23 protein-coding genes and 2 tRNA genes are annotated in these 24,991 nt (G+C 69.7%); 13 read left to right on the top strand and 12 right to left on the bottom strand.

What is annotated here, in order from left to right:
• Positions 1-51 precede the first annotated feature (51 nt).
• Positions 52-1,188, bottom strand: coding sequence for a hypothetical protein (locus tag ACWDZ4_RS23510; RefSeq protein WP_451510356.1), 1,137 nt, complete (start codon positions 1,186-1,188; stop codon positions 52-54).
• An 80-nt stretch (positions 1,189-1,268) separates the two neighbouring features.
• On the opposite strand from ACWDZ4_RS23510, the gene ACWDZ4_RS23505 reads away from it, so the two are divergent.
• Positions 1,269-1,760, top strand: coding sequence for a MarR family winged helix-turn-helix transcriptional regulator (locus tag ACWDZ4_RS23505; protein WP_451510355.1), 492 nt, complete (start codon positions 1,269-1,271; stop codon positions 1,758-1,760).
• Here ACWDZ4_RS23505 and ACWDZ4_RS23500 read toward each other — a convergent pair.
• Positions 1,747-3,441, bottom strand: a complete 1,695-nt coding sequence (locus tag ACWDZ4_RS23500) for an ArnT family glycosyltransferase (RefSeq protein WP_451510354.1) — start codon at positions 3,439-3,441, stop codon at positions 1,747-1,749. The genes ACWDZ4_RS23505 and ACWDZ4_RS23500 overlap by 14 nt on opposite strands.
• 111 nt (positions 3,442-3,552) lie before the next feature.
• Positions 3,553-3,635, bottom strand: a tRNA-Leu gene (locus tag ACWDZ4_RS23495).
• Between the two features lie 447 nt (positions 3,636-4,082).
• Between ACWDZ4_RS23495 and ACWDZ4_RS23490 the strand changes: the two genes are divergently transcribed.
• The 8 genes from ACWDZ4_RS23490 to ACWDZ4_RS23455 all read left to right on the top strand — a co-directional run bounded on the left by ACWDZ4_RS23490 (position 4,083) and on the right by ACWDZ4_RS23455 (position 13,845).
• The gene (locus ACWDZ4_RS23490) at positions 4,083-4,964 is read left to right on the top strand and encodes an FhaA domain-containing protein (protein ID WP_451510353.1); all 882 of its coding nucleotides are present in this window, start codon (positions 4,083-4,085) and stop codon (positions 4,962-4,964) included.
• 10 nt (positions 4,965-4,974) lie between these two features.
• Positions 4,975-5,484, top strand: coding sequence for an FHA domain-containing protein FhaB/FipA (locus ACWDZ4_RS23485; protein ID WP_344489487.1), 510 nt, complete (start codon positions 4,975-4,977; stop codon positions 5,482-5,484).
• 120 nt (positions 5,485-5,604) lie between these two features.
• A complete protein-coding gene (locus ACWDZ4_RS23480) occupies positions 5,605-7,152 on the top strand; it encodes a PP2C family protein-serine/threonine phosphatase (RefSeq protein ID WP_451510352.1) in 1,548 nt (515 codons plus the stop codon).
• A gap of 22 nt (positions 7,153-7,174) precedes the next feature.
• Positions 7,175-8,572 carry an FtsW/RodA/SpoVE family cell cycle protein gene (locus ACWDZ4_RS23475; protein WP_451510351.1) on the top strand — a complete coding sequence of 466 codons (1,398 nt, stop codon included), beginning with the start codon at positions 7,175-7,177 and terminating at the stop codon, positions 8,570-8,572.
• Complete coding sequence (locus ACWDZ4_RS23470; protein WP_451510350.1) at positions 8,569-10,029, top strand: peptidoglycan D,D-transpeptidase FtsI family protein; 1,461 nt, start codon at positions 8,569-8,571, stop codon at positions 10,027-10,029. Before ACWDZ4_RS23475 ends, ACWDZ4_RS23470 begins: the two co-directional genes overlap by 4 nt.
• A 202-nt stretch (positions 10,030-10,231) precedes the next feature.
• Positions 10,232-10,546 carry a hypothetical protein gene (locus tag ACWDZ4_RS23465; protein WP_451510349.1) on the top strand — a complete coding sequence of 105 codons (315 nt, stop codon included), beginning with the start codon at positions 10,232-10,234 and terminating at the stop codon, positions 10,544-10,546.
• Positions 10,547-10,753: 207 nt separating this feature from the next.
• On the top strand, positions 10,754-12,802 hold the full coding sequence (gene pknB / locus ACWDZ4_RS23460) for a Stk1 family PASTA domain-containing Ser/Thr kinase (protein ID WP_451510348.1): 2,049 nt from the start codon (positions 10,754-10,756) through the stop codon (positions 12,800-12,802).
• 263 nt (positions 12,803-13,065) lie between these two features.
• Positions 13,066-13,845: a restriction endonuclease gene (locus tag ACWDZ4_RS23455; RefSeq protein ID WP_451510347.1), complete on the top strand. Its 780-nt coding sequence runs from the start codon at positions 13,066-13,068 to the stop codon at positions 13,843-13,845.
• A 42-nt stretch (positions 13,846-13,887) separates the two neighbouring features.
• Here the strand turns inward: ACWDZ4_RS23455 and ACWDZ4_RS23450 are convergent, their stop codons facing one another.
• The 5 genes from ACWDZ4_RS23450 to ACWDZ4_RS23430 form a co-directional block, all read right to left on the bottom strand.
• The gene (locus ACWDZ4_RS23450) at positions 13,888-14,628 is read right to left on the bottom strand and encodes a class E sortase (RefSeq protein WP_451510346.1); all 741 of its coding nucleotides are present in this window, start codon (positions 14,626-14,628) and stop codon (positions 13,888-13,890) included.
• A 48-nt stretch (positions 14,629-14,676) separates the two neighbouring features.
• Positions 14,677-16,098: a class E sortase gene (locus tag ACWDZ4_RS23445; protein ID WP_451510345.1), complete on the bottom strand. Its 1,422-nt coding sequence runs from the start codon at positions 16,096-16,098 to the stop codon at positions 14,677-14,679.
• Complete coding sequence (locus tag ACWDZ4_RS23440) at positions 16,095-16,733, bottom strand: aminodeoxychorismate/anthranilate synthase component II (protein WP_451510344.1); 639 nt, start codon at positions 16,731-16,733, stop codon at positions 16,095-16,097. The genes ACWDZ4_RS23445 and ACWDZ4_RS23440 overlap by 4 nt, the downstream gene beginning before the upstream one ends.
• Positions 16,730-16,900 (bottom strand): hypothetical protein, encoded by a 171-nt coding sequence (locus ACWDZ4_RS23435; RefSeq protein WP_451510343.1) that lies wholly within the window; start codon positions 16,898-16,900, stop codon positions 16,730-16,732. Before ACWDZ4_RS23435 ends, ACWDZ4_RS23440 begins: the two co-directional genes overlap by 4 nt.
• A gap of 90 nt (positions 16,901-16,990) precedes the next feature.
• The gene (locus tag ACWDZ4_RS23430; RefSeq protein ID WP_451510342.1) at positions 16,991-17,758 is read right to left on the bottom strand and encodes a DUF881 domain-containing protein; all 768 of its coding nucleotides are present in this window, start codon (positions 17,756-17,758) and stop codon (positions 16,991-16,993) included.
• A 141-nt stretch (positions 17,759-17,899) separates the two neighbouring features.
• Between ACWDZ4_RS23430 and crgA the strand changes: the two genes are divergently transcribed.
• The gene (gene crgA / locus ACWDZ4_RS23425; RefSeq protein ID WP_451510341.1) at positions 17,900-18,160 is read left to right on the top strand and encodes a cell division protein CrgA; all 261 of its coding nucleotides are present in this window, start codon (positions 17,900-17,902) and stop codon (positions 18,158-18,160) included.
• 263 nt (positions 18,161-18,423) lie between these two features.
• Here the strand turns inward: crgA and ACWDZ4_RS23420 are convergent, their stop codons facing one another.
• Both ACWDZ4_RS23420 and ACWDZ4_RS23415 read right to left on the bottom strand, forming a co-directional pair.
• Complete coding sequence (locus tag ACWDZ4_RS23420) at positions 18,424-19,269, bottom strand: rhomboid family intramembrane serine protease (RefSeq protein ID WP_451510340.1); 846 nt, start codon at positions 19,267-19,269, stop codon at positions 18,424-18,426.
• A gap of 142 nt (positions 19,270-19,411) precedes the next feature.
• A complete protein-coding gene (locus ACWDZ4_RS23415; protein ID WP_451510412.1) occupies positions 19,412-19,939 on the bottom strand; it encodes a peptidylprolyl isomerase in 528 nt (175 codons plus the stop codon).
• Between the two features lie 269 nt (positions 19,940-20,208).
• Here ACWDZ4_RS23415 and ACWDZ4_RS23410 point away from each other — a divergent pair, with 269 nt between their 5' ends.
• Positions 20,209-20,919 carry a DUF5324 family protein gene (locus ACWDZ4_RS23410; RefSeq protein ID WP_451510339.1) on the top strand — a complete coding sequence of 237 codons (711 nt, stop codon included), beginning with the start codon at positions 20,209-20,211 and terminating at the stop codon, positions 20,917-20,919.
• Between the two features lie 165 nt (positions 20,920-21,084).
• On the opposite strand, the gene ACWDZ4_RS23405 is transcribed toward ACWDZ4_RS23410, so the two are convergent.
• A tRNA-Ala gene (locus ACWDZ4_RS23405) sits at positions 21,085-21,157 on the bottom strand.
• A 161-nt stretch (positions 21,158-21,318) separates the two neighbouring features.
• Between ACWDZ4_RS23405 and ACWDZ4_RS23400 the strand changes: the two genes are divergently transcribed.
• A complete protein-coding gene (locus ACWDZ4_RS23400) occupies positions 21,319-21,867 on the top strand; it encodes a helix-turn-helix domain-containing protein (protein WP_451510338.1) in 549 nt (182 codons plus the stop codon).
• 31 nt (positions 21,868-21,898) lie between these two features.
• Positions 21,899-23,302 carry a protein kinase domain-containing protein gene (locus ACWDZ4_RS23395; RefSeq protein WP_451510337.1) on the top strand — a complete coding sequence of 468 codons (1,404 nt, stop codon included), beginning with the start codon at positions 21,899-21,901 and terminating at the stop codon, positions 23,300-23,302.
• A gap of 21 nt (positions 23,303-23,323) precedes the next feature.
• Here ACWDZ4_RS23395 and ACWDZ4_RS23390 read toward each other — a convergent pair whose 3' ends face one another.
• Entirely contained in the window at positions 23,324-24,715 is a 1,392-nt protein-coding gene (locus ACWDZ4_RS23390; protein ID WP_451510336.1) for a hypothetical protein, read from the bottom strand.
• Positions 24,716-24,991 lie beyond the last annotated feature (276 nt).

Here is a 24,991-nt window from a genome sequence, read left to right as displayed (position 1 = left end):
ACAACCACCAGCCACCAGCCACCAGCCACCAGCCACCCAACGCTCAGGAGTTCACACCCCGACGGCCTCTTCCATCTCCTCCTCGGCCGTAGCCGCCCCGGACTCCGAAGCCGCTCCAGCAACCTCTCCAGCAGTCACCCCGGCAGCTGCCCCGGCAGTCACCCCCCGAGAGCCGGCCACAGCCGCCCGTCGCCGCCGCGCCTCGGCCAGTCCCGCCGCCCCCATCGCCGCGAGTCCGGCCACCAGCCACAGGCCCAGCACCAGCACATGCCGCCCGAGCCCGTTCCCGTCGAAGTACACATGGCTGCGCGCACCCTCGATGAAGCCCGCGCCGTTCCAGAACGCGTGCAGCGCGCCGAAGAAGCCCGACTGCAGCTCCGGCCGGAAGATGCCTCCCGAGCTGGTGAAGTTGAGCATCACGAACAGCACCATCACGCCCAGCGTCGTCCACCGCCCGAGGAAGGTGTGCAGTCCGACGCCGATCAGCAGGATGCCCGCCGAGTACACCCAGGACATCGCCCACAGCCCACCGAGCCCCCGGTCCACCAGGTGGAACATCGGCCCCGCGAAGGCCGCCCCGATCCCGCTCACGACCAGCGACATCCCCGCCGCCAGCAGCGCCCTGATCCGCAGCGGCAGCACACCGCCCGCACCACCGATCACCGCGACCGAGGCGTACGAACCGATGCTCAGCGCGACCAGCAGGAAGAAGAGCCCCTGCCCCGTCGGGTCGCCGCTCGCCGCCGGTGTCACGTCCGTCACCTTCAACGGTTCGCCGTGCTTGGCCGCGACCTCGGTGAAGACCTTCTGGACGGCGGTGGCGCTGGTCTCCGAGGAGGCGGTGGCGACCAGCAGCTCCGGCGTCTCCTTGCCCTTCCCCGGTACGTACGCCCCGTAGACCGCCTGGTCCATCAGCTGCCCGACGGCGGCCTCCCGGTCGGGCACGGTACGCACGTTCAGCGCTCCCGCGCCCTTGTCCTGCAGCGTCTGCGCGAGCACCTGGGCGCTCGGCCCGGACCCCACCACGTCCACCCGCAGATCGTGCGGGGCCGGGGCGTGGAAGGCCCCCAGATACGCGATCCCCATACCGACGCACATCAGCAGCGGCGTGAGGAGATGGCCGAGCACATGGCGCAGAGCGGCCCCGTCTCCCGTACGGCCAGGGACCGCGTGTGCCGGAACGGACATCAGGAAAACCTCCGATGGTTGGTTTTTACAACCGAATCAATGGATGTACTCTACAACCAATACCCGGGAGGACAAAACACATGAACAACGCCAACAACGCCAACAACGCCATCGACACCATCGAGCGCGAACTCACAGCATTCGCCCGCCGCGCCCGCGCGGCCGCTGCCCGTCTGCACCCCGGTCTGCCCCTGGTCTCGTACACGCTGCTGGCGCACATCAACGACCAGCGGGGGTGCCGCGCCACCGACCTCGCGGCCCACTACCTGCTCGACAAGTCGACGGTCAGCAGGCAGGTCGGGTCCCTCGAAACGCTGGGCCTGGTCGAGCGCCGCCCCGATCCCGACGACCACCGCGTCCAGGTCCTGCATCCGACCCGGGCCGGCGCCGAGCTCCTCAGCGCGACCCACGCCAGCCGCCACACGGCCTTCCAGGAACGCCTCGCCGACTGGAGCGAGGAAGACCTCACCCGCTTCGCCGCCTACCTCCTGCGCTACAACCAGGCAGGCCAACCAGACCCGGCAAGCCAATCAGGCCAAGCAGGCCAAGCAGGCCCGGCTACCGCAGCGTGACGACCGTCGCCGCCCCCACGGCCCCGTCCGTCCCGATGGTGCGTACGTCGGTCCCGCGCCCCGCGACCAACCGCTCCAGCCCCGCCGCATCCGGCTGCAGCCGCCCGCGCTCGAAGACGACCAGGCTCACCCGCGTCCCCTCGGGCACCCGCCCCTTCCGCCCCCGGTACTGGGCGTACGTCACCGCGTCGCACCCGGAGTACCAGCCGAACTCCGGCTCGTACCCCGTCACCACCAGGCACGGCCGTCCCTGCGCCGCCGCCCCGATCTCCCGCGCGACCGGCACCGTCGACCAGCTCAGCCGCGTCGGCGCCGGCATCGCGCCGTGCGCCACGACCTGCGTCGTGCCGAGCACCGTGAGCCCGGCCAGCACGCCCGCGCCGGCCAGCACGGGGGCACTGCCCACTGACCCCACCAGTTCGGCCACCGCCTGCACCCCGAGCACGGTCAGCAGGACGACAGCGAGACAGACGAACCGCGGTTCTCCGTCCGTCGCCAGGCCGAGGATCACGAAGACCAGCACGGCGGCCGTTCCCAGGAACACCCGCCGCAGGTCCTCCGGACGCACCTCCGGTGCCACCCCGCCCCGGACGTCCCGCGCTCCCCGTACCCGCCACACCCGCCACACCCGCCGCAGCGCCGCCCCCGCCGCCCACAGCCCCGCGACCATCACCACCGCGCCGAGGTCTCCCGCCAGCCGGTAGGGAAAGACCGCCAGGTAATAGACGAGCCCGTCCCCCACGTACGCGCGATTGGCCTGCGAGGTCGCCGACAGGACCATTCCGAGCGGCGACCCCGTCTCCCGTACGGCATGCACGAAGTGCGGTACGAGCCCGATCGCCAGCAGCGCGGCCGCCCCCACCAGCCGCCGCCCCTGTACGGCCCACGCGCGCGGGCCGTACGCGAAGAGCGCGGCGAGCCCCACGGCCAGCAGGTTCCCCACCACGCCGTACCGCAGGTAGAAAGCGGCCAGTGCGGCGGCCGGCACCCCCCACAGCGCCCGCGACCCCTCCTTCTCCTGCGCCCGCACCAGCAGGAAGACGACGATCAGCAACCACCCCGTCGCCCCGATGTCGTTGAGGTACTCCGGCACCCTGCGCAGAAACCCCAGCCCGCTCAGCAGCACCAGCAGAACCACCACCGCCCGCCGCCGCGAGGTCCAGACGGCCGCGACGAGATACGTCACCGTCAGCGTCCCCAGCACCAGCACGAGCGCCACCGCGCGCAGAGCGCCCTCCCCTCCGGCACCTCCGTGCAGCCACAGGGCGAGCGCGCCGAGCGCGGGAAGCCCCACGGGCCGGTAGACGCCCCAGCCCGCGTCGGGCGTCCCGTCCGCCCAGGAGCGCGCCTTGTTCGCGTACACCGCTTCCTCGTGACCGAGGTACGGCTCGAAGTCCTGAAGCACCGCCCACACCCCGGCGGCGAGCACCAGCACCCCCAGGACGTACGCCCAGGAAGGCACCCGCCGCAGCGCGCCCACCGCCGACCGCGGGCCGGCGGACACCCGCTCCGCCCACAGAGGCCGGGAAACCAGCCAGGCCGGCGCCGCGACAAGCAGGTACGGCCACGGCTGCCACCCCGGCAGCCACCTCCCGAACCCGGCCACCAGCAGCACCTGCTGCACACCCGCCAGAGCCGTGAACACCACGGCCACGACGAAGGCGGCCTTCCTACGGGTCACCACGGAATCCCCCTGCCGCCGACGGACCGCCGGACACCGCAGGGCAGCCCGTAAAAAGAAACGGACCTCACCGTGGTCAACGGTGAGGTCCGGATCATGGGTCTTGCAAAGTGCGCGAGGGGGGATTTGAACCCCCACGTCCCTAAGGACACTGGCACCTGAAGCCAGCGCGTCTGCCGTTCCGCCACTCGCGCATGAGTGGTGCCGTTCGAATCTCTCACTGGTTTGTGCGAGCGCCTGACGACATGCAGAAGATTAGCACGGTGGCGAGGAGGGATTCACACCCGTTGTTGCGGGGGACCTGGGGAGAAGCGGAGAGCCGAGCGGAAGGCGGACCGAAGGGCGGGGCGAAGGCGGAACGGAAGGCGGACGAAGGGCGGGACGAAGGCGGACGAAGGGCGGAACGAGGCAGCGAACCGGAGGGGGAAGGGACAGAGAACAAGGAGAGGGAACGACGCCGCCTCTCACCCACTCCTCCAGAGTGCCGCCCGGGTGCGGGACACTGTCAGGAGGCCACCTCTACGATCCCTGTGAGAGGTGACACTCATCCACTGTGCAGACAAGGGGAACCAGCCGATTTCCCGACGCGTGGATACGATCAGTAAGCAGTACCAGGACGACAACGACGGAGGAGGTGCCCCATGGGAGTCCTGAAGCGTTTCGAGCAGCGTCTCGAAGGTCTGGTCAACGGCACCTTCGCCAAGGTCTTCAAGTCCGAAGTCCAGCCCGTCGAGATCGCCGGCGCCCTCCAGCGCGAGTGCGACAACAACGCCACGATCTGGAACCGCGAGCGGACCGTCGTCCCCAACGACTTCATCGTCGAGCTCTCCACCCCGGACTACGAACGCCTCAGCCCGTACTCCGGCCAGCTCGGCGACGAACTCTCCGGACTCGTCCGCGACTACGCCAAGCAGCAGCGCTACACCTTCATGGGCCCCATCAAGGTCCACCTGGAGAAGGCCGAAGACCTCGACACCGGTCTCTACCGCGTGCGCAGCCGCACCCTCGCTTCGAGTACGTCGCAGGCAGTCGCCCCCCAGTCCCCGGCCCCCGGCCACTCCCCCTCCGCACCGGCCGCCCCCCGCGGCGGCGGCTACGGCTACCCGCCGTCGGCCGCCCCCGGAGTGCCCCCCATGCCCGCGGCCCCGCCGCCTTCGCACGGCGCGAGGCCCGGCGGCCCGGCGGCCGCCGACCGCAGACCCGCCGGACAGGGCGCAGCCCCCGGCCCCATGCCGGGCGCCCAGACGCGGCGCTGGATCGAGATCAATGGCACACGCCATCAGATGTCCCGCCCGACGCTGGTGCTGGGCCGCAGCACCGAAGCAGACGTGCGGATCGACGACCCCGGCGTATCGCGCCGGCACTGTGAGATCCGGACCGGAACGCCCCCGACGATCCAGGATCTCGGGTCTACCAACGGCATCGTGGTAGACGGACAGCACACCACCCGCGCTACGCTCCGCGACGGCTCGCGGATCGTCGTGGGCAGTACGACCATCGTTTATCGGCAAGCCGAAGGGTGAAGCGGGGGCAATGTCAGAGCTGACCCTGACGGTCATGCGGCTAGGTTTCCTGGCTGTTCTGTGGCTGTTCGTGATTGTGGCCGTCCAGGTCATCCGCAGCGATCTGTTCGGTACGCGGGTCACGCAGCGCGGCTCACGCCGTACTGCGCCCGCCGACGCCAGACCGCAGCAGACCGGACGCCAGCAACAGGCTGCGGCCCCGCCGCAGCAGCGCCAGCGCCGCGGCGCCCCCACCAAGCTGGTGGTGTCCGAAGGCACGCTCACCGGCACGACGGTGGCCCTCCAGGGGCAGACCGTCACGCTGGGGCGGGCGCACGACTCGACGATCGTGCTGGACGACGACTACGCGTCCAGCCGTCATGCCAGGATCTACCCGGACCGTGACGGCCAGTGGATCGTCGAGGATCTCGGGTCCACCAACGGCACGTATCTCGACCGGACCCGGCTCACCACCCCGACCCCCATTCCGCTGGGCGCGCCGATCCGCATCGGCAAGACCGTCATCGAGCTGCGGAAGTAGTACGACAATGAGCGAGCGGAGCGAGCGAGCCGCGGCGGCCGTGACAACGGATCCCCGAAGGCTCCCGACCGGAGGGTGGGCACCGTGCGGATGTACCCGGAGCCGACGGGCGAGGTGCGCATGAGTCTGTCACTGCGCTTCGCCGCCGGATCGCACAAAGGCATGATCCGGGAGGGCAACGAGGACTCCGGTTACGCCGGTCCGCGCCTTCTCGCCATCGCCGACGGCATGGGCGGCCAGGCCGCGGGCGAGGTGGCGAGTTCCGAAGTCATCTCCACCCTGGTCACCCTGGACGACGACGTACCCGGCTCGGACATCCTCACCTCGCTCGGCACCGCCGTGCAGCGTGCCAACGACCAGCTGCGCGTGATGGTCGAGGAGGACCCCCAGCTGGAGGGCATGGGCACCACGCTCACCGCCCTGCTGTGGACCGGCCGGCGCCTGGGCCTCGTGCACGTCGGCGACTCACGGGCGTACCTCCTGCGCGACGGCGTGCTGACGCAGATCACGCAGGACCACACCTGGGTGCAGCGCCTCGTCGACGAGGGCCGCATCACCGAGGAAGAGGCCACCACCCACCCGCAGCGCTCCCTGCTGATGCGCGCGCTGGGCAGCGGCGACCACGTCGACCCCGACCTCTCGATCCGTGAGGTCCGGGCCGGCGACCGCTATCTGATCTGCTCCGACGGCCTGTCCGGCGTCGTCTCCCACCAGACGATGGAGGAGACGCTCGCCGGCTACCACGGCCCGCAGGAGACCGTGCAGGAGCTGATCCAGCTCGCGCTGCGCGGCGGCGGCCCCGACAACATCACCTGCATCGTCGCGGACGTCCTCGACGTCGACGGCAACGACACCCTGGCCGGGCAGCTCAACGACACCCCGGTCGTCGTGGGCGCGGTCGCCGAGAACCAGCTCCAGCTGAACGACGGCGGCGCCATGCAGACCCCCGCGGGCCGCGCGGCGGGCCTCGGCAGGCCCGTCCCCCCGCAGTCCGCACCGGGGGGCGCCTTCGGCCCGCCCGGCAGCGGTGACAACGACGGTTACGGAGCGGCACCCGACGGCGTCTTCGGCGCGTACAGCGACGAGGACTTCGACAAGCCCCGCGCCGGCCGCAAGTGGCTCAAGAGATCGCTCTACATCGTGCTCGCGCTCGCCGTCGTCGGCGGCGGTCTGTACGGCGGCTACCGCTGGACCCAGACCCAGTACTACGTCGGCGCCAACGACGAGCACGTCGCGCTCTACCGGGGCATCAGCCAGGACCTCGCCTGGGTCTCCCTCTCGAAGGTCGAGCGGGACCACCCCGAGATCGAACTCAAGTACCTCCCGCCCTACCAGCGCAAGCAGGTGGAGACGACCATCGCCGAGGGCAGCCTCGCCGACGCGCGCGAGAAGGTCACCGAACTCGGAACCCAGGCCTCCGCGTGCAAGAAGGACGAGGAGCGCCGCCGGGCAGAGCGCGAGAAAGCGGAACGCGAGCAGGCAGCGCGTGAGAAGGCGGAACGCGAGAACGACGCGCGTACGGGTGAGGCGGGCGGCACGCCCGGTTCCGGCGCCACGACCCAGACCACCACGTCCAAGAAGATTCCGACGGCTACAGCTCCGCCCACTCCTGGCCCCAGCCTCTCCGAGGAAGAACAGAAGCTGGTCTCGCAGTGCGGTAAGCCGTAAAGCCGTAGGGGGCCTTACCACCATGAGCGTTGTCACCAACACGACCACCATCGGCGCGATCGAAGCGCCGAGCCGCCGCAACACCGAACTCGCGATGCTCGCGTTCGCCGTCATCATCCCGGTCTTCGCGTACGCCAACGTCGGCCTCGCCAAGGACGGCAGCCTGCCCGCCGGCATGCTCGGTTACGGCATCGGGCTCAGCCTGCTCGCGGGCGTCGCGCACCTGATGGTGCGCAAGTTCGCGCCGTACGCCGATCCGCTGATGCTGCCCCTGGCCACCCTGCTCAACGGGCTCGGCCTGGTACTGATCTGGCGGCTCGACCTGGAACCGTCGATCACCACCGACGCCCTCGGCGGCGCGATGGCACCCAAGCAGATGATCTGGTCGGCGCTCGGCGTCGCCCTCTTCCTGGGCGTCCTGCTGTTCCTCAAGGACCACCGCGTACTCCAGCGCTACACGTACATCTCCATGGTCGTGGCCCTCGTGCTGCTGATCCTGCCGATGTTCTTCCCGGCCAAGTTCGGCGCGCGGATCTGGATCACCATCCCCGGTGTCGGATCGCTCCAGCCCGCCGAGTTCGCGAAGATCATCATCGCGATCTTCTTCGCCGGCTACCTGATGGTGAAGCGTGACGCGCTCGCCCTCGCCAGCCGCCGCTTCATGGGCATGTACCTGCCCCGCGGACGCGACCTCGGGCCGATCCTCGCCATCTGGGCGATCAGCCTGATGATCCTGATCTTCGAGACCGACCTGGGCACCTCGCTGCTCTTCTTCGGCCTCTTCGTGATCATGTTGTACGTCGCCACCGAGCGCACCAGCTGGGTCGTCTTCGGCCTCACCCTCAGCGCCGCCGGCGCCGTCGGCGTCGCCTCCTTCGCCGGGCACGTACAGTCCCGCGTCAACAACTGGCTCAACCCCCTCGCTCTCCAGGACGGCGGCGTCACCGAGACCGCCCAGGCCATGTACGCCTTCGGCTCCGGCGGCCTCTTCGGCTCCGGACTCGGCCAGGGCTACTCCCGCCTCATCGGCGGCATCGCCCCCAAGAGCGACTACATCCTCGCCACCGTCGGCGAGGAAATGGGCCTGACCGGGCTCATGGCGATCATCCTGCTGTACGGCCTCCTCATCGAGCGCGGCGTACGCACCGCCCTCGCCGCCCGTGACCCCTTCGGCAAGCTCCTCGCGATCGGCCTCTCCGGCGCCTTCGCCCTCCAGGTCTTCGTCGTCGCGGGCGGTGTCACCGGCGTCATCCCGCTGACCGGCATGACCATGCCGTTCCTCGCGCAGGGCGGCTCCTCCGTCATCGCCAACTGGGCACTCATCGCCATCCTGCTGCGCATCAGCGACACCGCGCGCAGGCCCGCGCCCGCCCCCGCCCCCACCTCCGACGCCGAAATGACCCAGGTGGTCCGACCGTGAACAAGCCCCTGCGCCGGGTCGCCATCTTCTGCGGCCTGCTCGTCCTCGCCCTGCTCGTACGTGTCAACTGGGTGCAGTACGTCAAGGCCGACGAACTCGCCAATGACCCCAAGAACCGCCGCGTCCAGATCGACCGCTACGCCCACAAGCGCGGCAACATCATCGTCGACGGCAAGGCGATCACGGGGTCCAAGGAGTCCAAGAGCAACGACTTCAAGTACCAGCGGACGTACAAGAACGGCCCGATGTGGGCCCCGGTCACCGGCTTCTCCTCACAGGCCTTCGGCTCCAGCCAGATAGAAGCCCTCGAAGACGGCATCCTCACCGGCAACGACGACCGCCTCTTCTTCGACCGTACGGTCAGCGTGTTCACCGGTGAGAAGAAACAAGGCGGCAACGTCGTCACCACCCTGAAGTCCGCCGCCCAGAAGGCCGCGTACAAGGGCCTCGGCGACAAGAAGGGCGCCGTCGCGGCCATCGACCCGCAGACCGGCGCGATCCTGGCTCTCGCCAGCACCCCGTCGTACGACCCGTCCGTGTTCTCCGGCAACTCCCACAAGGACTCCGACAACCGGCAGAAGCTCCTTAACCACAAGGACGCGCCGATGAAGAACCGGGCACTGCGCGAGACGTACCCGCCGGGGTCGACCTTCAAGGTGGTCACCGCCGCCGCCGCTCTCGAGCACGGCAAGGTCAAGGACATCAACGCGGCGACGGACACCCCTGAGCCGTACATCCTGCCCAACACCCGCACGCCGATGGTCAACCATGCGCAAGGTTGCGAGAACGCCAGCCTGAACAAGGCGATGGAGGTCTCCTGCAACTCGGTCTTCGCCAAGCTCGGTGACGAGGTCAGCCGGGACGAAATGGTGAAGACGGCCGAGAAGTTCGGCTTCAACAACTCCGAGATCGACACCCCGGTCCGGGCCGCCGAGAGCGTCTACGACACCAAGATGGACCGCTCCAGCAACGCGATGTCGTCCATCGGCCAGTTCAACACCGCCGCCACCCCGCTCCAGATGGCCATGGTCACGGCGGCGATCGCCAACGACGGCAAGCTGATGAAGCCGTACATGATCGACCGGCTCACTTCCTCCAGCCTGGATCTGATCGAGAAGACCGCGCCGGAGGAGATGAGCCGGCCCCTGTCCCAGGAGAACGCACAGCTGGTCCAGCAGATGATGGAGAACGTCGTCGAGAAGGGCACCGGCGGCAACGCCAAGATCGACGGCGTCAAGGTCGGCGGCAAGACGGGCACGGCGGAGAACGGCGTGGGCAACATGGGGAAGCCCTACGCCTGGTTCATTTCCTACGCGAAGATCGAGAAGGGCTCGCCCGTCGCCGTCGCCGTGGTGGTCGAAGACAGCCAGGCAGTCGGCGGCGACATTACGGGTGGCGGACTTGCCGCACCGATCGCCAAAGATGTCATGAATGCGGTCCTGAACGGTGAAAGGTAACCCGGCCCTCTTTGGCCTTGTCGCAGCCTGCACACACAAGCGAGCGGTGACTTACGCCACATTCTCCATCAAGTGAAAATCATTCCGCTTCGCGGGCTCGCTATGATCCCGAAGCTCTTTATCTGAAATGGGCACTTCATCCCGGTCGGCCGCGCGGAGGGCATTGAGCCCACTGCCCCGGGCCATTGACGAGGAGAGCCGCATGAGTGCGAAGAGAAAATTGTCGGTGATATCGAAGGCGTTCCGAAGCCGGTCCGCCTGCATGAAGAAGAAGGGTTTCGACTACCAAATCCCCATGGACCCGGCGGAGACCTTCCCTTCCGGGGGACCTGCGGGGAATGCCGAGAAGTCCACCGCGACCGCGGATGTCTCCTGCAAGCAGGAAACCAACGCCGTAGGCATCCGGTACGCCGTGGAGAAGGCATACCGGCTCGGCTCGGTCAACAAGAGTTTCGAGCGGCTGGAAATGCTGCGAAAAAGCAATGAAACACTGCTTGAAGCGGCATCGAGGGTCTAGTTCACCCGGCGCATCGAACCGGTTGACAGCCCTGCGCCCTCCCCGAGGCACGACACTTATCCCGCGTCCCACCGGCAGCCTTCACACGCTCCACATCCGCATACCGGTCGGATATCGACTACTGGGCACGGCCAAGTTCGCCCCGCCGCGACCGGTACCGTGTCCCAAGCAACCACACGTGGACGGTTGAGGGAGAGGTCTAGCGCTATGGAAGAGCCGCGTCGCCTCGGCGGCCGGTACGAGTTGGGCTCGGTGCTCGGCCGTGGTGGCATGGCCGAGGTCTACATCGCGCACGACACCCGGCTCGGCCGCACCGTCGCCGTGAAGACGCTGCGGGTGGACCTCGCCCGCGATCCGTCCTTCCAGGCCCGGTTCCGCCGCGAGGCCCAGTCGGCCGCCTCGCTCAACCACCCGGCGATCGTCGCGGTCTACGACACCGGCGAGGACTACGTCGACAACGTCTCCATCCCGTACATCGTGATGGAGTACGTCGACGGATCGACCCTGCGCGAGCTCCTGCACTCCGGCCGCAAGCTGCTGCCCGAGCGCACCCTGGAAATGACCGTGGGCATCCTCCAGGCGCTCGAGTACTCGCACCGCGCCCAGATCGTCCACCGCGACATCAAGCCGGCGAACGTCATGCTGACGCGCACCGGCCAGGTCAAGGTCATGGACTTCGGCATCGCCCGCGCCATGGGCGACTCCGGCATGACCATGACGCAGACCGCCGCGGTCATCGGCACCGCCCAGTACCTCTCGCCCGAGCAGGCCAAGGGCGAACAGGTCGACGCGCGCTCCGACCTCTACTCCACCGGCTGCCTGCTCTACGAGCTGCTGACGGTACGGCCGCCGTTCATCGGCGACTCCCCCGTCGCGGTCGCGTACCAGCACGTACGGGAAGAGCCGCAGCCGCCCAGCAACTTCGACCCCGAGATCACGCCCGAAATGGACGCCATTGTCCTGAAGGCCCTGGTCAAGGACCCCAACTACCGCTACCAGTCCGCCGACGAGATGCGCGCCGACATCGAGGCCTGCCTCGACGGCCGGCCCGTCGCGGCCACCTCGGCACTCGGCGCGGTCGGCTACGGCGGCTACCCGGACGACCAGCCCACGACGGCGCTGCACTCGGCCGACGCGAGCGGCGGCCAGACGTCGATACTGCCGCCGGTCAATCCGGACGACGGCGGCTACGGCTACGACGACCGCCCGGACCGTCGCAGGCAGCAGCAGAAGAAGAGCAACCTCTCGACGATCCTGCTCGTCCTCGCGGGCGCCCTCGTCCTCGTCGGCGCGATCCTGATCGGCAGATCGCTCTTCCCCAGCGACAACAGCACCGACAGCGTCCCCGTGCCGCCCCTGATCGGCGAGACGGTGGCCGATGCCAGAGGCCTTGCCACGAACGTCGACCTGACGCTCAAGGTCGGCGAGCGCAAGGAGTGCGAGGACCAGCCCGAGGGCAAAATCTGCGAACAGACCCCGGCCGGCGGCGAGGAGGCCGAGCCGGGCTCGGCCATCACGGTCGTCGTCTCCACGGGCGCTCCGAAGATCGAGGTCCCCGACGTCATGGACCAGACGAAGGACAGGGCGACGGAGAACCTCGAGTCCAAGGGCTTCGACGTCGAGACCAAGTCGGTCGAGTCCGAGAAGACGGTCGGCACGGTCATCGACCAGGACCCCGAGGGCGGCACGAAGGCGGAGAAGGGCGAGACGATCACCATCTCGATCGCCAAGACCTCCAAGGCCGACGTCCCGGACGTGGTCGGCCAGGACTTCGAAGCGGCCAAGAAGCAGCTCTCGGACCTCGGCTTCGTCGTCGCCCGCGAGGAGGAGGAGTCGGCCCAGCCCCCGAACTCGGTTCTCAAGCAGACCCCGGTGGGTGGCAGCCGGACCGACAAGGGCGGCACCATCACCCTGACCGTCGCCAAGGCCCCCGCCCAGGAACAGGTCGCGGTACCGTCCGTGACCGGCCAGAAGCTCAAGGACGCCCGCAAGGCGATCGAGGACGCCGGCCTGACCGTCGGCACGATCACCGACCCGCAGGACGACGAGGCCGTCGTCGTCCTCACCCAGCCCGCGGCCGGCCAGCAGGTCCCCAAGGGCACGTCGGTCAACTTCACCACTGCCGCTGCCCCCGGCGGCGGTGACGGCGGCAACGACGGCGGCGAAGACAACGGCGGCAACGGCAACAACGGCGGCAATGACGTCGGCGGCCTCTTCGGCGGCGGCTTCGGCCGCAACGGGGGGGACCGGGACTAGCGCCGAGTACAGCACCCCAGGAGGGCCGTGGACTTCGAGAGGAGTCCACGGCCCTTCTGGCTTGCCCGGAGGGGACAGCGACGCGCATGGCTGCGAAAGCCGCCGGACGGCATGCACGTCACCACAGCCACGGTGGCCAGTTGCTTCCAGGCCGGCATCAAGGCCGTCGAACCCCTGGTAGGGACAACGGGGAGGAACCGGAAGCCGACGACTACCGAGTTTTGTCAGGTATAGAACCGGCCTCCTTCAAGGAGGACAGTGGGATGCAGTCACGCTCACGAGCCCTCGCCCTCCACCCCCGGCGCACCGTCCCCCACATCACCATGCTGCTCCGCGACAGCGAAGTCGCACGTCAGGTCCGTACGTACCTTCTCGGCGCCGAGTACATCGCCCGTACCCACCCTGGGGACGACTTCGTCCCCAGGGCCCCTGAGTCCCTCGACGACCGCATCGGCCGACGTATCACCCACGTCCTCGGCACCTCGGTCGTCCCGATGTTCAACACCCTCGTCGAGGCTCCGGGCGAGCAGCGGAAGAAGCTCGTCTCCCTCCGGGAGGACGTGCAGCGGGCCGAACGGAAACTCGTCCAGCACGACGTACGGCTCCTGCGCCTGGAACGGGCGCAGGAACGGCAGCCGCCGACCGGGGTCATGGCCGCCATGGACGCCATGGACTGGCGCGGATTCGAGCAGTACGTGGCGGGGCTGCTGCGCCGGGACGGACGCACCGATGCCGTCGTCCACGGCGACCGGGGCGCCGACATCACCGCGTACACCTCCGACGGGCGCAGTGTCGTCGTGCGGTGCGAGAACTTCGCGCCGTACCGCTCCGTGTGGAGCGGTGAGATGCAGAAGTTCCTCGGAGCCGCCAAGGTCCAGCACCGGGCCGAGGTCGCCCTCTCCGCAGCCACCCGCCCGTTTTCGCGTGAAGCCCACGCCATCGCGGTGGAGTACGCCGTCACAGCCGTGCACCGCGGACTGCTGGAGGCACGGAGCGCCGGCACGGTGCTGCAAGTGCTGCAAGTGCTGCAAGTGCTGCGCTGACGCTCCGGGAGTGACGAAGTGCCGCTCTCGCCGAAAAGCCGGTCAGCGCAGTTCGGCCGGCGGCGTCCGCTTCGCGTCGACCTTCTCCGTACGCTCCAGCTCGCCCCACACGATGTACCGGTGCTCGGACGTGTAGACCGGCGTGCACGTCGTCAGCGTGATGTAGCGGCCCGGCTTCTTCTTGCCCGACTCCTTCGGGACCGGCTTCAGTACGTCCACGTTGTACTTCGAGGTCTCGGGCAGCTTCGCGTACACCTTGTAGACGTACCAGGTGTCCTTCGTCTCGAAGACGATCGTGTCGCCGTCCTTGAGCTTGTCGATGTTGTGGAACTTCGCGCCGTGTCCGTCACGGTGCGCCGCCAGCGAGAAGTTGCCCTGCCGGTCCGACGGCAGCGCCGACTCGATCGGGTCCGTGTAGTAGCCGGCGACGCCGCGGTTGAGGCTCTTGGAGTCGGTGCCCTTCTTGACCAGCACCTCGCCGTTCTTCATCGCGGGTACGTGCAGGAAGCCGATGCCGTCCTTGGTGTCGAGGGCGCCGGGACCACTTGCCCAGCGGTCGCGCACCTCACTGCCCTGCTGGTCGGCATCCCGGTCGGCGAGCACGTTCGTCCACCACAGCGAGTAGACGACGAAGAGGCCGAGGATCAGGCCCGCCGTGATCAGCAGCTCGCCGAAGACACTGACCGCTCCCGCGACACGTCCGCGCCTGCGCCGCGCCGGCGCGGGTGCCTGCGCGGGCGCGGGCGTGCCGGTCTGCTCGTCCTGCTCGGTCCTGGCTGCCACCGCACTCGTCCCCGTCCCTCAGCACTCTTACGTCCGGCCGGCCCCGTCTCAGCCGACGAGTGCGTCGGGCTGCCCTTCACTGCGCGGCCGTTCGTCGACCATCTTGCCCCACACGATCATTCGGTACGTACTCGTGAATTCCGGTGTGCAGGTCGTCAGGGTGATGTACCGGCCGGGCCCGGTGAAGCCCGACCCCGGCGGCACCGGCCCGATCACGCCCACGTTCGAGGGCGGGGTCTGCGGCAGGATGCTCGCCATCTCATACGTGTAGTACGTGTCCTGCGTCTCGACGACGATCGGATCGCCCGGCTTCAGGCGGTTGATGTACCGGAACGGCTCGCCGTGGGTGTTGCGGTGCCCCGCGACCGCGAAGTTTCCCTGCTCGTCCGACGGCATCGCCGTCTTGAGCTTGCCCTCCGCGTAGTGGCCGACCATGCCGTTGTCGAGGACCTTCTCCTTGTTGATGCCCTCGGCGATCGGTACGACGACGTCCAGCTTGGGGATGTGCATGATGGCGAAGCCCTGGCCCGGCTCGAACGCCCCGGCGGGCTTCCGGCCCTTCGCCCAGCCGTCCTGGATCTTGTCCGTCTCGTTGCCGGCGAACAGATCGGCCCGGACATTCGTCCACCACAGCTGGTACGTGACGAACAGCAGCATCAGCACGCCGAGCGAGATGAAGACCTCGCCGAAGAAACGGCTGGCGACGACACCGGGGCTGTCCTTGGCGGCGCGGGCGGCGCGCCTGGCCTCGACGCGGGAGCGCGGCGCCTCGCCGTTCCCCGCCGGAGTGTCCTTCGCCGAGGCACCCCCGGCCGGGGCCCGGCCGCGGCTTCCCTGCCCCTTGGCCGCTCTGCGGCGCTCCGCGCGGCCACCGGCCGCGGCCGACGGGGCGGGCCGTGTGCCGGGGTCCGGTTCGACCCCGGCCCCGGCCCCGGTCCTGTCCCCGGCTATTCGCCGGGCGTCGTCCGTCCGCAGGGCCACGGTCTCGTCGTCGTACACGGGCGCGGCGACGGCGGTGGGGGCCGGCGCGGGGGCCGGCGCGGGCCGCTGACCGTCGTACCAGTCCTGCGGGTGGCCCGGCGGGGCGTACCACTCCTGAGGCTGCTGGAGGGCCTGCTGAGGCTGTGGTACGGGCTGCTGGTACGGCTCGTACTGCTGCTGGGGGTACTGCGACTGCTCGTACTGCGGATGCGGAGCCTGCGCCTGAAGCTGCTGGGGCTGCTGGGGCTGCTCCGCCGTCGCCGACCGGAACCACGGTGAGGTCGGTCCCGGGGCCGGACCCGAGCCCTGGGCCGGGTCCTGGGCCTGGGCCTGGGCCTGGGCCTGCGGCTTCGGCTGCCCCGGCAGCGGATCGTTCAGCGGATCCGCGAGCTGCTCCACCGCCGCCTCGAACGCGCCTGCCGCCTCGTACGCACCTTGCTCGTACGAGGCTCCCTGGTCGGCGTCGTGTTCGGGGCGGAGCTCTGTCACGCGGCGGCCTTGCCCACCACCGGCGCGAGCCCGGCCGAGCGCTCCACCGCCCCCGGATCGCCGCACCGAGCGAGCCAGTTGGCCAGCATCAGGTGCCCGTGCTCGGTCAGCACCGACTCGGGGTGGAACTGCACGCCCTCGACCGGCAGGTCCCGGTGGCGCAGCCCCATGATGATCCCGTCGGCCGTCCGCGCGGTGACCTCCAGCTCGGCGGGCAGCGCCGCCGGCTCGGCGGACAGCGAGTGGTAGCGCGTGGCCGTGAAGGGCGAGGGCAGGCCGGCGAAGACGCCGGACCCCTCGTGCGTCACCAAGGACGTCTTGCCGTGCAGCAGCTCGGGGGCCCGGCCCACCACACCGCCGTACGCCACCGCCATCGACTGCATGCCCAGGCAGACACCGAAGACCGGCACGCCCGTCGCGGCGCAGTGACGCACCATGTCGACGCACACGCCCGCCTGTTCGGGGGCTCCCGGGCCCGGCGAGAGCAGCACGCCGTCGAAGCCGTCCTGGGCGTGACTCAGCCCGACCTCGTCGTTGCGCAGCACCTCGCACTCGGCCCCGAGCTGGTACAGGTACTGGACCAGGTTGAAGACGAAGCTGTCGTAGTTGTCGACGACCAGAATCCGCGCGCTCACCGGCCCGTCCCTCCGTCGACCGTCACATCGTTGAACGGGAGCAGTGGCTCCGCCCACGGGAAGACGTACTGGAACAGTGCGTAGACGACCGCCAGGATCAGTACGAGCGAGGTCATCGCCCGTACCCATGCGTTGCCCGGCAGATGCCGCCAGATCCAGCCGTACATGCTGTCCCTTCCGTTCGGTCGAAACCCAGAGTAAAGGGCGACGGCGGGGACGTGTGGGTCAGCTGCGCAATGCGCGCGGCCACTCGGCGGCTACCCGACCGGCTTGGCGTAGTGGAGATCCACCGTGCCCGAGTAGCCGGGGAGAGTCGCGGCCTCGTGCTCGTCGACCTTCCAGCCGAGGCCGTACGCCTTCACGTACAGCTGGTAGTTCTGGAGCGCCGTGGAGGCCGTGAGCGCGCGCTGGAGCTTGTCCCGGTCGCCGATCGCCGTGACCTTGTACGGCGGCGAGTAGACGCGCCCCTGGAGGATCAGGGTGTTGCCGACGCAGCGCACCGCGCTGGTGGAGATCAGCCGCTGGTCCATGACCCTGATGCCCTGGGCGCCGCCCTGCCAGAGCGCGTTGACGACCGCCTGGAGGTCCTGCTGGTGGATGACCAGGTCGTTGGGCTGGGGCTCGGGGTAGCCGGGGTTGGCCGTGGCGTTCGGCGGGGCGTCGTCGAGGGTGACGGTGAGGCCGGCGCCGGTGAGCTTCTTGGTGCCCGCGGACCGCTCCAGCGCGTCGAGCTTCGCGTCCTCGGCCCGCGTACTGCTGTCGCCGCGCTGCGCGAGAGCGTCGACCTGGTCGCGTACGGACGCTGTCGACTCGTCCAGTTCCTTGTTCTTGTGACTGCGCTGGTCAATGAGGTCGGAGAGCTTCAACAGCGAGGCATCTGTACGGATATTAGTGCCCTTGGCAGTATTGAAGCTGGTGACGAAAATGAGCCCGGCGAGCGCGAAGACGCCGGCCGTCAGCAGCCTGACCGGCCGCAGGGCGGGGCGCCTGGCGGGCTCGGTGGAGGAGTCGGCAGAATTGCTCAACGTACCCCTATCTCCTTCGACGCCTCGGAAGCACTACGCTAACGGACGCCCGGGGGAGGCAGCGTTGCCCGTCGCTCCCGCCCCAAGCGCCAGCCACAGTTCCCTGCGCGGTAACGCAGCGCATCGACAGGAGAGTCCCTCGTGCCGAAGTCACGTATCCGCAAGAAGTCCGACTTCACGCCGCCCCCGCCCGCCGCGAAGCAGGCGACGAGCATCAAGCTGACGAACCGCAGCTGGGTGGCTCCGGTGATGTTGGCGCTCTTCCTCATCGGACTCGCCTGGATCGTGGTCTTCTACGTGACCGAGGGCGGCCTGCCGGTCGAGAGCCTCAAGAACTGGAACATCGTGGTCGGGTTCGGCTTCATCGCCGCCGGCTTCGGGGTCTCGACCCAGTGGAAGTAGGACCGCGCAAGCCTTGACCAGAGGTTATCCACAGCGTTGTCCACACGGTGGGGAAAGGTCAGACGATCTGTGGATAACTCACGGAGTCGCTGATGACGGCGTGACCGCCCGAGCTTCCCGACGGCATACAGCCCGCCTCCTGTCGCCCCTTGCCCTGCCTGGGAAAACCCAGTTCAGCGACGAGGGGCACAGCTGTTCCCGAGCTCTTCCGCACGAGTGCACAAGCCTCACCACCCACTGTGGACAACCGACGCTACTGACGCTCAGGTGAGCATCGCTGTTCTCGCCAGGACCAGGACGACGGTCACGAGCAGGACCAGCCCGCAGGCGCCGTACTGCACCAGTGCCCGGCGCTCGCGCGGAGCGTGCACCAGGGCGATCGCGACGAGGGTGCCGGCGGCGAGGCCGCCGAGGTGCGCCTGCCAGGCGATGTCCGGCCAGGTGAAGGTGAAGAACAGGTTCAGCGCGAGGAGCACGAGAACCGGCTTCATGTCGTAGTTCATGCGGCGCATGAGGACGGCGGTCGCGCCGAGCAGTCCGAAGATGGCGCCGGAAGCACCGAGCGAGCCCTCCCAGGGGGCGGCGATCAGGTACGTGAGCGCGCTGCCCGCCAGACCGGAGATCAGGTAGAGCGCCAGGTAGCGGACGCGGCCGAGCGCCGCCTCCAGCGGGCCGCCGAGCCACCACAGGCCCAACATGTTGAACGCGATGTGCCAGACCTCCTGGTGCGCGAACATCGACGTGAGGAGCCGGTAGTACTCGCCGCTCGCGACGCCTTCGAGGGGCAGGTACGTCTCGGGCGGCCACGCACCGAGCAGCGCGAGGTCGGCGGCGAGCCCCTCGCGCGATCTCACGGCGATGAACAGCACCACGTTGATGGCCAGCAGGACCTTGGTGACCAGCCGCGGATCGGCGGCGACGGCGCCCCCCGCCAGCGTGCGCGGCCGGCTCGCGTCCGGGGCGTGGCCCGTACCCGATCCTTCGCGGACACAGTCGGGGCACTGGAAACCGACCGACGCGCTGATCATGCACTCCGGGCAGACCGGTCGCTCGCAGCGCGTGCAGCGGATGCCCGTCTCACGGTCCGGGTGCCGGTAGCAGTGATCCATCGGTCCGTCCCCAGCTCCCTAGGTGTGACTCTTGGCAGTGCGGCTCCGCTCAGCGCGCCACCCCGCCTATCCAGTACGGACGGGCGGGGCGGTTTGGTTCCCGGCCACCGGGTCCCTGTGGCCTCTGCGGCTCCTGACGGCCTCAGCGGGTCTCGACGACGACCGACTCGATGACGACGTCCCTGACCGGACGGTGGGTGCGCGCGTTGGTCTCCGTGGTCGCGATGTCGTCCACGACCTTCCGGCTCGCGGGGTCGGTGACCTCGCCGAAGATGGTGTGCTTGCGCGTCAGCCACATCGTCGGCGACACGGTGATGAAGAACTGCGAGCCGTTGGTGCCCGGCCCCGCGTTGGCCATCGCCAGCAGGTAGGGCCGGTCGAAGGCGAGATCGGGGTGGAACTCGTCCGGGAACTCGTAGCCCGGGCCGCCCGTGCCGTTGCCCAGCGGGTCGCCGCCCTGGATCATGAAGTCACTGATCACCCGGTGGAAGACGGTGCCGTCGTACAGCCGGTCCGTGGTCTTGCGGCCGGTCTCCGGGTTCGTCCACTCCCGCTCGCCCCGGGCGAGTCCGACGAAGTTCTCGACCGTCTTCGGCGCGTGGTTCGGCAGAAGCCGGATCTGAATGTCGCCCCGGTTGGTCTTCAGGGTGGCGTAGAGCTGCTCGGCCACGTTCTGCCTTCCATAAGTCTTCACTGACGGCTCCCGATCCTCCCACGGACCGGTTTGCGACGAGTAACCGCCGAACCGGCACGCGAGACGGCGAAGCGTGGCATTGTCGTGCGAAGGTTCCCCTTGCACAGCATTGCCCTGAGATCGCCCCGAGTCGTCGCCCATGACCCGGATGCCCGCCCGCACGTGCCGTGATGACCCCCCAGAGGCATGATTTCGGCATGTGTGGATAGGCGATATAGCGAAACGCCACCAAGGAGGAGGATCCAGTGACCCGCATCGACAGCGTGCGCGCCGCATCCGAATCGGCGAAGGAAAGCGTGCTGCACGCCGCGGAAGTGGTGGCGCCCTACGCCGGTACGGCCAAGGAACAGGCCGCGCAATACGCACACGACGCCCGCGTACGGCTGGCGCCCAAGGTCTCCCAGGCAGCCCGCCAGGCCCGTACCCAGTACGGCGTGCATGTGGCGCCGCGCGTGGAGCAGGCCCGTGCCCACGTCCCGCCGAAGGTGGACGTGGCCGCGCACCGGGCCGCCGTACGCACCCGGCAGGCGGCCCGGCAGGCCGCCGACTACACCGTGCCACGCGTGGAACACGCGATGGCGGCCGCCCAGCCCGTCCGCGAGCAGGCAGCCGCGCGCAGTGCGGCCGCCGTGGCCGCACTGCGCGGACAGATCACGCAGAAGGAACTCCGCAAGCTCGTCAAGAAGCATGAGCGGCGGGCCCGGGCCGGCCGGGTGGTCAAGGGCCTCGCGGTCCTCGGCATGGTGGCGGGCGGCGCTTTCGCGGCCTGGAAGTGGTGGGACAAGCAGGCCAACCCGGACTGGCTGGTCGAGCCCCCTGCCGCCACCGAGGTCGCGGACCGCGCGCCGCTGACGTCGGTCGACGGCAGCGGCGAGGCGGCGCTGGACCCGGAGGTCGAGGCCAAGCAGGCCGAGGCCGAAGCCGGGACGGCGGAGCGCGACAAGAAGGACAACTGACGTCCCGGCTCCACGGGCCGGACGTACACACGCAGTGCACGGGTGCCGGGCGGTCTTCGGGCCGCCCGGCACCCGTGCGCTGCGTCCGGCTGCGGCCGAAGATGGTCCACGTATCAAAAATGCCCCTCTGGCCTGCGGAAACAGGCGAGAGGGGCATCTGCGGTGTGGAGCCTAGGAGATTCGAACTCCTGACATCTGCCTTGCAAAGGCAGCGCTCTACCAACTGAGCTAAGGCCCCGGGACGGGTGGACGTGACCGGTCGGACCGCACCGTGGCCACCGCCGCAGAACAGAGTACCGGGTCTCCCCCCGGATCCTGCAAAAAAATATGGGACTCCCCGTCCGCGACCACGCTCCGTAAGATGCTCGGCGAGGTTCGCAGCAGCGAAGGGGAGACGCAATGGATACAGCGCAGCAAGAGGCGACGGCCAGAGCCAGAGAGCTTCAACGCAGTTGGTACGGGGAGCCGTTGGGGGCGCTCTTCCGTCGGCTGATCGACGACCTGGGCCTGAACCAGGCCAGGCTCGCCGCGGTGCTCGGGCTGTCCGCGCCCATGCTGTCCCAGCTGATGAGCGGCCAGCGCGCCAAGATCGGAAATCCGGCCGTGGTGCAGCGTGTCCAGGCGCTGCAGGACCTGGCCGGCCAGGTCGCCGACGGCAGCGTCAGCGCCGCCGAGGCCACCGGCCGGATGGAAGAGATCAAGAAGTCCCAGGGCGGCTCCGTGCTCAACAACACCAGCCAGACCAACGCGAGTTCCGGAGCGCCGACCGTGCGCCGCGTGGTACGCGAGATCCAGTCGCTGCTGCGCTCGGTGGCAGCGGCCGGCGACATCATAGATGCGGCGGACACCCTCGCTCCGACCCACCCGGAACTGGCAGAGTTCCTCCGGGTGTACGGCGCCGGACGCACCGCTGACGCGGTCGCCCACTACGAGGCGCACCAGAGCTGATCCGAGCGGACCGGGGAGCGGGCGCGACACAATGGGTGAGGTCTTCGCCGGTCGGTACGAGCTGATCGACCCGATCGGACGCGGTGGGGCAGGAGCCGTCTGGCGGTCGTGGGACCACAGGCGCCGCCGGTACGTGGCGGCCAAGGTACTTCAGCAGAGCGACGCGCACGCCCTGCTGCGCTTCGTGCGCGAGCAGGCACTGCGGATCGACCACCCCCATGTCCTCGCCCCGGCCAGCTGGGCGGCGGACGACGACAAGGTGCTGTTCACCATGGATCTGGTGAGCGGCGGCTCGCTGGCCCATGTGATCGGGGACTACGGCCCGCTGCCGCCCCACTTCGTCTGCGCCCTTCTCGATCAGCTCCTCTCCGGTCTCGGCGCCGTGCACGCGGAAGGCGTCGTGCACCGCGACATCAAGCCGGCCAACATCCTGCTGGAGACCACCGGCACCGGGCGGCCGCACCTGCGGCTGTCCGACTTCGGCATCTCGATGCGCAAGGGTGAGCCCCGCCTCACCGAGACCAACTATGTGGTGGGAACGCCCGGCTACTTCGCGCCCGAGCAGATGATGGGCGCTGAGCCGGACTTCCCGGCCGACCTGTTCGCGGTCGGCCTGGTCGCCCTCTACCTGGTGCAGGGCCGGAAACCCGACTCCCGGGCCCTGGTGGAGCACTTCGCCACGCACGGCACACCGGGCGCCCCGCAGGGCGTCCCGGAGCCGCTGTGGCAGGTCGTCGCCGGGATGCTGCAGCCCGACCCGCAGGCCAGGTTCCGTACGGCGACGGGTGCGCGCAAGGCGCTGACCGCCGCCGTCGAGATGCTCCCCGGACCGGCCCCCGATCAGGAGCCGGTGGAAGTCTTCGACCAGATCGGCCCGCTCCCGCCCGGCTTCGGCCCACAAGGGCCTTCGGCGCCCGCTCCCGGCCCCCAGGATTCCGTACAGGACGGCCGCCACCAGGACCACCGGCAGGGCCGCCAGCAGGCGCAGCCCGTACAGCGGCAGCCGTCCTCCATGTCGGAGACGGGCAGCTTCCACCTCGCGCCTCCGCCGCAGCGGCAGCCCCCACTGCCGTCCCCGGCGGCGCAGCCGTCGGTTCCCCCCGCGCCGGGACCCCTGCCGGCACCCGCACCGGCGTCCCCGCCCGTCCTCGCGTCCGCGCATGCGGCCTCCCCCCTCCCCGGCGCGGCGCAGGGCCCCTCCCAGGCCCCCATGGGCGCGGCGCAGTACGAACAAGTCCTTACTCGTCCCTGCACCGCTCACGGCCCGGAGGTTCCCACTCCGGCTCCCCGTGCCTCGCCGGCCCCGCAAGGCGCCCACACCCCCGACCAGGCCCCGCACAGGCGGCCGGGACCGCCCCCGAAGGTGACGGTCCCGGTGCTGCTGCTGGCGCTGGTCTGCTTCGCGGTGGGCATCTGGGCTCTGACGCAGAGCTGACCGGCTCAGGGCCGGGGCCGCCTACCGGGCGGCAGGCGGCCCGTACCGCGCAGGCGCCTCGCTGTCGTGGACCGGGCCGTCACCCGGACCGGCACCCGGCCCCGCACCGAGGCCCCCACCGGGCCCCGCAGGCCGCGGCCCTGCCGCCGCGCGCCGCCTGGCGACGAGGGTCCACACCCCGAGCCCGAGCACCAGCACGGTGCCCGCACCGATCCCGGACGCCCCGATGAGCCGCATCGTGGCGCTCCTCGCCGCCGCGGAGGTGCTCTGTCCGCTCTCCGCCGCGCTCAGGTCCTCGTCGGTGACCTGGAATTCACCGGCAGGCCCCGCGTAACCGGGGGCGCCCTTCCCCTTGCCGTCCTCGATGTTCAGCCGCAGGGAGAGCCCGAGGGCCTGCGGCCCGAACTCCTTCCCGACCCGCGGGCTCAGACTGACTCTCAGGTAGTACCAGCCCGCGAACCGCATCCCGTTGACGGAATCCGACGATTCGAAGCGGTTCTCGTACGCCACGGGCGGCAGCGGATCCAGTACGGACGACTTCTGCCTGCCGTCGTACGACACGTCGGTCGCACTGTCGACGAGCCCCCGCGCCGGGTTGTACAGCGCCATGGTGAGCGCGTTGGACACATACCCCTCGCCGGCCGCGCTGCCGAGGTCCGCACTGGCGGACAGCTGCTGCCCCCAGTCGACCGGCACCTTGTAGAACAGCGTCTCGCCGGGCTTGATCCTGTCCCGCCACTCGCCCTGTCCGAGCCCGGGCGCGTTGAAGAAACTCGTCCCGCCCCTGCGCTCCCGGGGCTCGCCACCGGGCGGCGCGGGTGAGCTGCTGGGCCAGTTCTCGGGCGCCGCCGTCGCCCCGCCCGCCTTCACCCGGGGCTCCGTCAGGTGACGGATCTCCAGCTCCCACGGCTCGCTCGACGAGGTGTCCGCGCCGGTCCGCTCGACGAGGACGAAGTACGTGTCGGCCGCCTGGCAGGAGGCGTCCTCCTCGACGGTCCGGTGGGCGTACGTCCCGATCGGCCGCGCGAACTCCGCGGAGCCGAACCGCGCGGTGTTGTAGTTGCACGAGTTGCCGTCGCGGTCCTGCAGCGTCACCTTGAGCTCGTCGGCGTACGCGACCTTCGTGCCCGGCACCGGCACGGCCGTCGCCGACACATACGCGTTGGACTTCGCGTCGAGTTCCAGCCGGTAGAAGAGCCTGCCACCCGGCTCGATCGAGTCCCGGTACGTCCCGCCCGGCTCCAGCCGCTCGGCGTCGGTACTGACCACCGCTCCCTCGACCGGCTTCGCCCTCGGTCCGTAGGCGTACGGGCCGGGCTCACCCGCCGCCCGGGCCTGCGCCGGCAGCGCCACCACCCCACACAGCGCCGCCACCGCGCCGAGCGCCACCCTGCCCATGCTGCGCCGCCTCATCACGCGCCACCCCTCGTCGTCCGCAGTGCCCGACCATCCTGCCCCGCCGGCCCCGGTGCTGTCTGCGTGAGCCACCGGTCGCACCGCGTACGCCCCGCCCCGGTGTTTCTGCTTCCGCGATCAACGGATTCACTTAGGCGAATCCAGGGGTCCCGGGAGGAGCCCGGGGGCCAGGGGCAAACGCGTGACAGCTCCGCGACGACTCGCCGCAACCCGTTCAGCCGTCCCCCGGACAGCACAGAACCCCGGCCGCTCAGCGACCGGGGCCCGTGTTGG

This window comes from Streptomyces sp. NPDC003016 (genome assembly GCF_053591455.1).
Note: the sequence above shows the minus strand (reverse complement) of the source record. Positions and strands in the feature narration are given on the sequence as shown.

Bases quoted from the DNA above. Each gene is read 5' to 3' on its own strand.
- ACWDZ4_RS23510 (WP_451510356.1), bottom strand. From the start codon at position 1,188: ATGTCCGTTCCGGCACACGCGGTCCCTGGCCGTACGGGAGACGGGGCC.
- ACWDZ4_RS23505 (WP_451510355.1), top strand. From the start codon at position 1,269: ATGAACAACGCCAACAACGCCAACAACGCCATCGACACCATCGAGCGC.
- ACWDZ4_RS23490 (WP_451510353.1), top strand. From the start codon at position 4,083: ATGGGAGTCCTGAAGCGTTTCGAGCAGCGTCTCGAAGGTCTGGTCAAC.
- ACWDZ4_RS23485 (WP_344489487.1), top strand. From the start codon at position 4,975: ATGTCAGAGCTGACCCTGACGGTCATGCGGCTAGGTTTCCTGGCTGTT.
- ACWDZ4_RS23480 (WP_451510352.1), top strand. From the start codon at position 5,605: ATGAGTCTGTCACTGCGCTTCGCCGCCGGATCGCACAAAGGCATGATC.
- ACWDZ4_RS23475 (WP_451510351.1), top strand. From the start codon at position 7,175: ATGAGCGTTGTCACCAACACGACCACCATCGGCGCGATCGAAGCGCCG.
- ACWDZ4_RS23465 (WP_451510349.1), top strand. From the start codon at position 10,232: ATGAGTGCGAAGAGAAAATTGTCGGTGATATCGAAGGCGTTCCGAAGC.
- pknB (WP_451510348.1), top strand. From the start codon at position 10,754: ATGGAAGAGCCGCGTCGCCTCGGCGGCCGGTACGAGTTGGGCTCGGTG.
- ACWDZ4_RS23455 (WP_451510347.1), top strand. From the start codon at position 13,066: ATGCAGTCACGCTCACGAGCCCTCGCCCTCCACCCCCGGCGCACCGTC.
- ACWDZ4_RS23435 (WP_451510343.1), bottom strand. From the start codon at position 16,900: ATGTACGGCTGGATCTGGCGGCATCTGCCGGGCAACGCATGGGTACGG.
- ACWDZ4_RS23420 (WP_451510340.1), bottom strand. From the start codon at position 19,269: ATGGATCACTGCTACCGGCACCCGGACCGTGAGACGGGCATCCGCTGC.
- ACWDZ4_RS23400 (WP_451510338.1), top strand. From the start codon at position 21,319: ATGGATACAGCGCAGCAAGAGGCGACGGCCAGAGCCAGAGAGCTTCAA.
- ACWDZ4_RS23395 (WP_451510337.1), top strand. From the start codon at position 21,899: ATGGGTGAGGTCTTCGCCGGTCGGTACGAGCTGATCGACCCGATCGGA.
- ACWDZ4_RS23390 (WP_451510336.1), bottom strand. From the start codon at position 24,715: ATGAGGCGGCGCAGCATGGGCAGGGTGGCGCTCGGCGCGGTGGCGGCG.